General features: G+C 46.7%; 12 protein-coding genes. All 12 read left to right on the top strand.

Going from position 1 to position 4,839, the window contains the following annotated elements; genetic code table 11:
* Positions 1-457: 50S ribosomal protein L2 (locus F7C14_RS06090; RefSeq protein WP_290900912.1), on the top strand; the 457-nt coding region annotated here is incomplete at its 5' end.
* Positions 458-474: 17 nt separating this feature from the next.
* Positions 475-858, top strand: coding sequence for a 30S ribosomal protein S19 (gene rpsS / locus F7C14_RS06095; RefSeq protein WP_367114344.1), 384 nt, complete (start codon positions 475-477; stop codon positions 856-858).
* A gap of 6 nt (positions 859-864) precedes the next feature.
* The gene (gene rplV / locus F7C14_RS06100; RefSeq protein ID WP_290900916.1) at positions 865-1,326 is read left to right on the top strand and encodes a 50S ribosomal protein L22; all 462 of its coding nucleotides are present in this window, start codon (positions 865-867) and stop codon (positions 1,324-1,326) included.
* Positions 1,326-2,000, top strand: a complete 675-nt coding sequence (locus F7C14_RS06105) for a 30S ribosomal protein S3 (protein WP_290900918.1) — start codon at positions 1,326-1,328, stop codon at positions 1,998-2,000. Before rplV ends, F7C14_RS06105 begins: the two co-directional genes overlap by 1 nt.
* On the top strand, positions 1,975-2,166 hold the full coding sequence (rpmC, locus tag F7C14_RS06110; protein WP_012965645.1) for a 50S ribosomal protein L29: 192 nt from the start codon (positions 1,975-1,977) through the stop codon (positions 2,164-2,166). The genes F7C14_RS06105 and rpmC overlap by 26 nt, the downstream gene beginning before the upstream one ends.
* A gap of 2 nt (positions 2,167-2,168) precedes the next feature.
* Complete coding sequence (locus F7C14_RS06115; RefSeq protein ID WP_290900920.1) at positions 2,169-2,444, top strand: ribonuclease P protein subunit; 276 nt, start codon at positions 2,169-2,171, stop codon at positions 2,442-2,444.
* Positions 2,438-2,758 carry a 30S ribosomal protein S17 gene (locus F7C14_RS06120; RefSeq protein WP_012965647.1) on the top strand — a complete coding sequence of 107 codons (321 nt, stop codon included), beginning with the start codon at positions 2,438-2,440 and terminating at the stop codon, positions 2,756-2,758. The genes F7C14_RS06115 and F7C14_RS06120 overlap by 7 nt, the downstream gene beginning before the upstream one ends.
* A complete protein-coding gene (locus F7C14_RS06125) occupies positions 2,755-3,153 on the top strand; it encodes a 50S ribosomal protein L14 (RefSeq protein WP_290900923.1) in 399 nt (132 codons plus the stop codon). The genes F7C14_RS06120 and F7C14_RS06125 overlap by 4 nt, the downstream gene beginning before the upstream one ends.
* A gap of 9 nt (positions 3,154-3,162) precedes the next feature.
* On the top strand, positions 3,163-3,525 hold the full coding sequence (rplX, locus tag F7C14_RS06130; RefSeq protein ID WP_290900925.1) for a 50S ribosomal protein L24: 363 nt from the start codon (positions 3,163-3,165) through the stop codon (positions 3,523-3,525).
* Between the two features lie 5 nt (positions 3,526-3,530).
* The gene (locus tag F7C14_RS06135; RefSeq protein WP_290900928.1) at positions 3,531-4,229 is read left to right on the top strand and encodes a 30S ribosomal protein S4e; all 699 of its coding nucleotides are present in this window, start codon (positions 3,531-3,533) and stop codon (positions 4,227-4,229) included.
* Between the two features lie 12 nt (positions 4,230-4,241).
* Positions 4,242-4,733, top strand: coding sequence for a 50S ribosomal protein L5 (locus F7C14_RS06140; protein ID WP_290900931.1), 492 nt, complete (start codon positions 4,242-4,244; stop codon positions 4,731-4,733).
* A 1-nt stretch (position 4,734) separates the two neighbouring features.
* On the top strand, positions 4,735-4,839 hold a 105-nt coding region (rps14P, locus tag F7C14_RS06145; protein ID WP_290900934.1), incomplete at its 3' end, for a 30S ribosomal protein S14.

The following is a 4,839-nucleotide window of genomic DNA, read 5'->3' on the forward strand; positions in this document are numbered from 1 at the left end:
GGAGATTAAGCCCGGAAATATAACGTACCTTAAGAACATTCCCGAAGGTGTCCCCATCTGCAATATAGAGAACGTGCCTTTCGACGGAGGAAGATTTGCGAGAGCAAGCGGTACTTTCGGATTTGTTGTTGCCCACGAGGAGGATAGAGTTCTCGTTCAGTTGCCGAGCGGAAAGATGAAGTGGCTCGATCCCAAATGTAGGGCGATGATTGGAGTCGTAGCCGGAGGAGGAAGAACTGATAAACCTTTCGTTAAAGCCGGAAAGAAGTACCACAAGATGAAGAGTAAAGCCGCTAAATGGCCTCGTGTTAGAGGAGTGGCGATGAACGCTGTCGACCACCCCTTTGGAGGTGGAAAGCACCAGCATGTTGGTAGGCCGAAGACTGTTAGTAGGAACGCTCCTCCGGGTAGGAAGGTTGGTAGTATAGCTGCAAGAAGAACGGGGGTGAGGAAGTAATGGCGTTAAAGAGTAAGATTACCAGACCAAGAGAATTCAGGTATCGCGGTTACACTCTTGAAGAACTCCAAAAAATGACTTTAGAGCAAATAGCCGAGTTGCTTCCAGCGAGGGAGAGAAGAAAGCTTAAAAGAGGTTTGACCGAGCAGGAGGAAAAGCTCCTGAAAAAGTTGAGGAAGAAGGGTGAGGCGAGAACCCACTGCAGGGACATGGTAATTCTTCCAGAGATGGTTGGAAAAGTCGTTTACGTGCACAACGGTAAGGAGTTCGTTAGAGTCGAGATAAAACCGGAGATGATCGGTCATAGACTTGGAGAGTTTGCTCAGACGAGAAAGTTCGAGAAGCACTCTGGGCCAGGAGTTGGAGCTACGAGAAGCAGTAAATACGTGCCGCTGAAGTGATGACTTATGGCGAGGGTAAAATACGCTTACGAGCCGAAGGATGAGCTGAATTCCGCTAAAGCAATGGGTTACGAGATGGACATCAGCTTTAAGCATGCTGTTGAGATTTGCAGAGAGTTGAAGGGGAAGAAGATAGACGAGGCTATAAAATACCTTGAAGAAGTCATAGAGATGAAGAGAGCTGTTCCTTTCAGGAAGTACAAGAAAAAAGTAGCTCACAGGAGAGGTTTGCAGAAGTGGTATGCCGGAAGGTATCCGGTTAAGGCTGCGAAGCATATACTAAAAGTTCTGAAGAATTTGAAGGCTAACGCAGAATACAAGGGGCTTGATGTCGATAAACTCGTGATAACTCACGCTCAGGCTAAAAAGGGAAGGGTTCTGAAGAAGTACACGCCAAGAGCTTTTGGAAGAGCCACACCTTGGTTTAAAGTTCTCACCACAGTAGAGTTCGTGGCAGAGGTGAGGTGATGGCGGTAGAGAGGAAGTTCATAGAGGATAAAGTGAAAAAGCTCATGGTTAAGGAGTGGATAGTGGAAGAGGTTAGAAACGCTGGATTTGGTGGATTGGATATAGTCAGAACTCCTCTCGGAACGCAAGTCACACTCTTCGTCGAAAGACCGGGACTCGTGATTGGAAGGGGTGGAAGAAGGATAAAAGCGTTAACTGAAAAGTTAAAGGAGTTCGGCTTGGACAATCCGCAGATAAGCGTTGATGAAATAGAAAAGCCGGAATTTAACGCCCAGCTAATGGCTTCTCTCTTAGCAAGAGCCTTAGAAAGAGGTTGGTACTTCAGAAAGGCAGGATACAGATTCCTCTACAGAATAATGGAAGCCGGAGCTAAAGGTTGCGAAATAGAGATAAGCGGGAAGCTAACGAGCGAGAGGGCGAGGACAGAAAAGTTCGTCGCCGGAACGATAATCCACACAGGCGATCCGGCGATAACCTGCGTGAGGGAGGGGTTCGACATAGCGATAAAGAAGCTTGGTGTCTACGGGGTGAGAGTTAGGATTATTCCGCCCGATGCAGAACTGCCGGATGAATTCGTCGTCAAAGATGTGCCGGTAGAGCAGCTGAAAGAGGAGACAAAGACAGAGGCTGGAGGTGAGGGCAGTGAGGATGGAGGAGATCAGACAAATGAGTAGAGAAGAGAAACTAAAAAAATTGGAGGAGCTGGAGAGGGAGCTGATAAGATTAAGAACACTGGTGAGGAGCGGAGGATCTCTGGAGAACCCAATGCAGATAAGGGCTGTAAAAAAGGACATAGCAAGGCTAAAGCTGGCGTTAAGAGAAGAAGGTTACAGGGTGTAGAAGTGTTGGCGAGGGATTGGATAGGGATGAAAGTGGAAGTGATTGAAAGTCCGAATCCGTGCGAAGTGGGAATTAAAGGGGAAGTTGTTGACGAGACGATGAACACTTTGAAAATCAGAACGGAAAAAGGAATTAAAACGATAATCAAGAAAGGAAGGTGGTTCAAGGTTTATGCGGATAAGGTTTATAAGGTGAAAGGTGATCTGATCAATTTCAGACCCGAAGAGAGGATAATGAGAGGAATAATCATGCTAAAAAGGAGGAAGGTAGTATGGTGAGGGATATAGGTTTGAACGTTAAAGCTCCGGAGAAGGAATGCGACGATAAAAACTGTCCGTTTCACGGTAATCTATCGGTGAGAGGTCAGATACTTACCGGAAGGGTCGTGAAGAGTTACATGAAGACGGCAGTAATCGAAAGGGAGCTGATAAAATACGTGCCCAAGTACGAGAGGTATATGAAGAAGAGGAGCAAGCTTCACGCTCACAATCCGCCATGCATAGACGCCAAGCCGGGAGACATCGTAACGATAGCTGAATGCAGACCGATCAGCAAGACTAAGAGCTTCGTTATAGTGGAGGTGAAGAGATGAAGGCGAAGAAGGCTGTAGTGCCAAGAGCTTTGCCCACCGGTGCAAGACTGATCTGTGCTGACAACACCGGAGCGAGGGAGCTTGAGATAATAGCCGTGAAAGGCTACAAGGGAGTAAGGAGAAGGTATCCCGCTGCGGGAGTAGGAGATATCGTTGTCGTTAGCGTAAAGAAGGGGACGCCGGATATAAGAAAACAGGTTCACTACGCTGTGATAGTAAGGCAGAGGAAGGAGTATAGAAGACCCGACGGCACGAGAGTTAAGTTTGAAGATAACGCCGCCGTGATTACAGATGCTGACGGAAACCCGAAGGGGAGCGAAATTAGAGGACCTGTGGCAAGAGAGGCTGCTGAAAGGTTCCCGAAGATTGGTACTATAGCTTCCATAATCGTGTGAGGTGTTTATATGCCAGTTCCGAAGTCTAAGCAGCCAAGAAAGCAGAGAAGATGGCTTTTCAAGTTAGCGAAGCTTCACGAGAAGCACAGGCTTCTTCACGCCACCCTTTCGAAAGAACTTAGAGAGAAGTACGGAAAGAGAGCAATAAGAGTTAGAAAGGGGGACAAGGTCAAAATTTTGAGAGGAGATTTCAAAGGGCACACAGGAAAAGTTGTCGAAGTGGACATGAAAAGGGTTAGGATTTACGTTGAAGGCGTGACGAATAAAAAAGCTGACGGAACTGAAGTTCTCGTCCCGATTCATCCGTCAAACGTCATGATAGTCGAGCTTGGAGAAGTAGATGAAGTTAGAAAGAAAATACTTGAGAGGTGATGCTCATGCACCAAAAGAGACTTTCCGCTCCCAAGACGATAAAAGTCCCAAGAAAAGTCAGCAAGTGGATAGTTAAACCCTCTCCGGGACCGCATAACAAAGAGGCAGTTCCTCTCCTCGTTATAGTTAGAGACTACTTGCAGCTTGCGGATACGGCAAGAGAGGCAAGAAGAATTATCGCCGCCGGTGAGATTCTCGTTGACGGTGTTCCAAGAAAGGACTACAAGTTTCCAGTTGGATTGTTCGACGTTGTTAGCGTTCCGAAGCTCGATCTCAACTACAGAATAGTTTTCGATGAAAAGGGTAGATACATTCCAATCGAGATTACTGATCCCGATTTGAAGCTCTACAAAATTACCGGCAAAACGATGGTTAAGGGAGGAAGAATTCAGCTCAACCTTTTCGACGGAACCAACATTTTAGCAAGCAACGAATACAAGACGAAAGACAGCATCCTCATGAAGATTCCGGAAAAGGAAATAGTCGATCACCTAAAATTCGAGGAAGGAGCGTTAGTTATGATCACCGGTGGCACTCACGCTGGAGAAATTGGAATTCTGAAGGAGTACAAAATCGTCAGAAGCTCCTCTCCAAATCTCGTGACGATAGAAGTGGAAGGTAACGAGTTCACGACAATTGAAGATTACGTCTTCGTGATAGGGAAGAAGGGTGAGACGAAGCCGGTTATTCAGCTGGGGGTGTGATGAGTGAACCCAATGAGAGAAGTGCTCATCGACAAAGTCGTGATCAACATCGGGGTTGGAGAGAGCGGAGAGAGGCAAAAGAAAGCTTTAAAGCTGCTTGAAGAGCTTACCGGACAAAAGCCAACATCAACTTACGCTAAAAAGACGATAAAGAACTTCGGAATTAGAAAGGGCGAGCCGATAGGAGCGAAAGTTACGCTGAGGGGAGAGAAGGCGCTGGAATTTCTCAAAAAGGCATTGGTTGTTAAGGAGAACAGGTTAAGCTCAAGGCAGATAGGGGAGGGTGAGTTCTCCTTCGGAATTCAGGAGCATATAGACATCCCCGGCGTTGAATACGATCCCGATATGGGTATTTTCGGTCTTCAGGTTAGCTGCGTGCTGAAGAGGAGAGGATATAGAGTAGAGGAGAGGAGGAGATGCAGATCAAAGGTTGGTAGAAAGCATAGGGTGACTAAAGAAGACACTATAGAATTTCTCAAATCCCTCGGAGTGGAGGTGGAGTGATATGGCTAAAGAGAGAAAGAAAAAGTTCGGAAGAGCAGCAAATCCCTGCAGGAGATGTGGAAGAAAAGCCGGAATCGTTAGAAAGTATGGAATTTACCTCTGCAGA

Origin of the sequence: Ferroglobus sp. (assembly GCF_015521575.1) — an archaeon.
Lineage (GTDB): Archaea > Halobacteriota > Archaeoglobi > Archaeoglobales > Archaeoglobaceae > Ferroglobus.